2 tRNA genes and 2 rRNA genes (1 of these 4 cut by a window edge) are annotated in these 3,676 nt (G+C 50.9%); all 4 read right to left on the bottom strand.

Features of this window, described 5'->3' with window-relative positions:
• Positions 1–1,205 (bottom strand): 23S ribosomal RNA (locus AC07RM_RS40645) (it extends 1,765 nt beyond the left edge of the window).
• A 316-nt stretch (positions 1,206–1,521) separates the two neighbouring features.
• A tRNA-Ala gene (locus AC07RM_RS40640) sits at positions 1,522–1,597 on the bottom strand.
• 30 nt (positions 1,598–1,627) lie between these two features.
• Positions 1,628–1,704 (bottom strand) — tRNA-Ile (locus AC07RM_RS40635).
• An 89-nt stretch (positions 1,705–1,793) separates the two neighbouring features.
• A 16S ribosomal RNA gene (locus AC07RM_RS40630) occupies positions 1,794–3,328 on the bottom strand.
• Together the 16S and 23S rRNA genes with 2 tRNA genes alongside form the textbook arrangement of a ribosomal RNA operon.
• Positions 3,329–3,676: the final 348 nt, after the last annotated feature.

The following is a 3,676-nucleotide window of genomic DNA, read 5'->3' as shown; positions in this document are numbered from 1 at the left end:
CGCACCTTCACAGGCTTACAGAACGCTCTCCTACCACTTGCAATAAATTGCAAATCCGCAGCTTCGGTAACTGGCTTAGCCCCGTTACATCTTCCGCGCAGGACGACTCGATCAGTGAGCTATTACGCTTTCTTTAAATGATGGCTGCTTCTAAGCCAACATCCTGACTGTTTTAGCCTTCCCACTTCGTTTCCCACTTAGCCAATTTTAGGGACCTTAGCTGGCGGTCTGGGTTGTTTCCCTCTTGAGTCCGGACGTTAGCACCCGGTGCTCTGTCTCCCAAGCTGTACTCTTCGGTATTCGGAGTTTGCCTTGGTTTGGTAAGTCGCCATGACCCCCTAGCCAAAACAGTGCTCTACCCCCGAAGGTAATACTTGAGGCACTACCTAAATAGTTTTCGGAGAGAACCAGCTATTTCCAAGTTTGTTTAGCCTTTCACCCCTATCCACAGCTCATCCGCTAGTTTTGCAACACTAGTCGGTTCGGACCTCCAGTACCTGTTACGGCACCTTCATCCTGGCCATGGATAGATCACTTGGTTTCGGGTCTACACCCAGCGACTGATCGCCCTATTCGGACTCGATTTCTCTACGGCTTCCCTATTCGGTTAACCTTGCCACTGAATGTAAGTCGCTGACCCATTATACAAAAGGTACGCAGTCACCCTTGCGGGCTCCTACTTTTTGTAAGCACGCGGTTTCAGGATCTATTTCACTCCCCTCCCGGGGTTCTTTTCGCCTTTCCCTCACGGTACTAGTTCACTATCGGTCGATGATGAGTATTTAGCCTTGGAGGATGGTCCCCCCATATTCAGACAGGATTACACGTGTCCCGCCCTACTTTTCGCTAGCTCAGTACCACACAAGTCTTTTAACGTACGGGGCTGTCACCCACTATGGCCGGCCTTTCCAAGCCGTTCTGATAAGTCTTGTGCTATCACTAGCAGGCTCTTCCGATTTCGCTCGCCACTACTTTCGGAATCTCGGTTGATGTCTTTTCCTCGAGCTACTGAGATGTTTCAGTTCACCCGGTTCGCCTCGCATAGCTATGTATTCACTATGCGATACCTTTCGGTGGGTTTCCCCATTCGGAAATCTCCGGATCAAAGCTAATTTGCCAGCTCCCCGAAGCTTATCGCAGGCTATCACGTCCTTCGTCGCCTATCATCGCCAAGGCATCCACCACGTGCTCTTATTCACTTGACCCTATAACTTTGACGTTTCTTCACAGAAACCAAAGTCAATCAAGGAATTGCCAGGTCTTTCACCTGGCGCGTTATGCCGTCTTCATAAATCGATTTGACTCGAAATTGAAGTTCATATTGACGCAATCAAAAATTCAAGTTGCTGACGGCACGGTGAGCCATGAAGCTCTTTCCGTCAGCAACGCTGATTCAACTCTATGAATTTTTAAAGAACAGCCGATTGATCAAGAGATCCTGATCAACAACAAAGAAGCCTCATGCTTTCGCAGGAAGCCGCTTTGGTGTTGAAACGTTCCGATGGAACCGATTATTGGTTGTGGTGGAGGATGACGGGATCGAACCGACGACCCCCTGCTTGCAAAGCAGGTGCTCTCCCAGCTGAGCTAATCCCCCAAACTCTCACACACGAGATATTAGAAGATTTGGTGGGTCTAGTTGGGCTCGAACCAACGACCCCCGCCTTATCAAGACGGTGCTCTAACCAGCTGAGCTACAGACCCATTCGCCAATCATCTTCGAAATCGAAGACAACCGACTTCTTCCAACAACCGATAAGTGTGGGCGTTTAAATTAAATTGCTTGTTTCCAGAAAGGAGGTGATCCAGCCGCACCTTCCGATACGGCTACCTTGTTACGACTTCACCCCAGTCACGAACCCTGCCGTGGTAATCGCCCTCCTTGCGGTTAAGCTAACTACTTCTGGCAGAACCCGCTCCCATGGTGTGACGGGCGGTGTGTACAAGACCCGGGAACGTATTCACCGTGACATTCTGATCCACGATTACTAGCGATTCCGACTTCACGCAGTCGAGTTGCAGACTGCGATCCGGACTACGACTGGTTTTATGGGATTAGCTCCCCCTCGCGGGTTGGCAACCCTTTGTACCAGCCATTGTATGACGTGTGTAGCCCCACCTATAAGGGCCATGAGGACTTGACGTCATCCCCACCTTCCTCCGGTTTGTCACCGGCAGTCTCATTAGAGTGCCCAACTAAATGTAGCAACTAATGACAAGGGTTGCGCTCGTTGCGGGACTTAACCCAACATCTCACGACACGAGCTGACGACAGCCATGCAGCACCTGTGTTACGGTTCTCTTTCGAGCACTAAGCCATCTCTGGCGAATTCCGTACATGTCAAAGGTGGGTAAGGTTTTTCGCGTTGCATCGAATTAAACCACATCATCCACCGCTTGTGCGGGTCCCCGTCAATTCCTTTGAGTTTCAACCTTGCGGCCGTACTCCCCAGGCGGTCAACTTCACGCGTTAGCTTCGTTACTGAGAAAGTGAATTCCCAACAACCAGTTGACATCGTTTAGGGCGTGGACTACCAGGGTATCTAATCCTGTTTGCTCCCCACGCTTTCGTGCATGAGCGTCAGTACAGGTCCAGGGGATTGCCTTCGCCATCGGTGTTCCTCCGCATATCTACGCATTTCACTGCTACACGCGGAATTCCATCCCCCTCTACCGTACTCTAGCTATGCAGTCACAGATGCAGTTCCCAGGTTGAGCCCGGGGATTTCACAACTGTCTTACATAACCGCCTGCGCACGCTTTACGCCCAGTAATTCCGATTAACGCTTGCACCCTACGTATTACCGCGGCTGCTGGCACGTAGTTAGCCGGTGCTTATTCTTACGGTACCGTCATTAGCCCTCTTTATTAGAAAAGGCCGTTTCGTTCCGTACAAAAGCAGTTTACAACCCGAAGGCCTTCATCCTGCACGCGGCATGGCTGGATCAGGCTTGCGCCCATTGTCCAAAATTCCCCACTGCTGCCTCCCGTAGGAGTCTGGGCCGTGTCTCAGTCCCAGTGTGGCTGGTCGTCCTCTCAGACCAGCTACAGATCGAAGGCTTGGTGAGCCTTTACCTCACCAACTACCTAATCTGCCATCGGCCGCTCCATTCGCGCAAGGTCTTGCGATCCCCTGCTTTCATCCGTAGATCGTATGCGGTATTAGCACAGCTTTCGCTGCGTTATCCCCCACGATTGGGCACGTTCCGATGTATTACTCACCCGTTCGCCACTCGCCGCCAGGATTGCTCCCGCGCTGCCGTTCGACTTGCATGTGTAAGGCATGCCGCCAGCGTTCAATCTGAGCCAGGATCAAACTCTATAGTTCGATCTTGATTTGCGCCTGATCTCGCGATCAAGCAAAACTCACAAAAACGGAATTGAAGTGAACTTCACTTCTATTCTCATGAGCGTTTTAAGTCTTGCGACTTGTTCCGAAGAACTTACGCAATTACCTTCAAACGCCCACGCTTATCGGCTGTAATTTTTTAACGATCTCCGAAGCAACTTATCGTCTACTTCGTCTTGCTCGCTGCGATCAGCGAAGCCTTGTAGTCTAACACGATTTTTAAAGAACCGTCAAACTTTTTTCACCCTCTTCACCTTCAACCACCAGCAGAACAACTTCCGTCATCCGCCGCTGAAGCCGTCCAGCGAAGCCCTCGATTATGCACAG

The organism is Variovorax sp. GW821-FHT09B05 (assembly GCF_059418265.1).
Note: the sequence above shows the minus strand (reverse complement) of the source record. Positions and strands in the feature narration are given on the sequence as shown.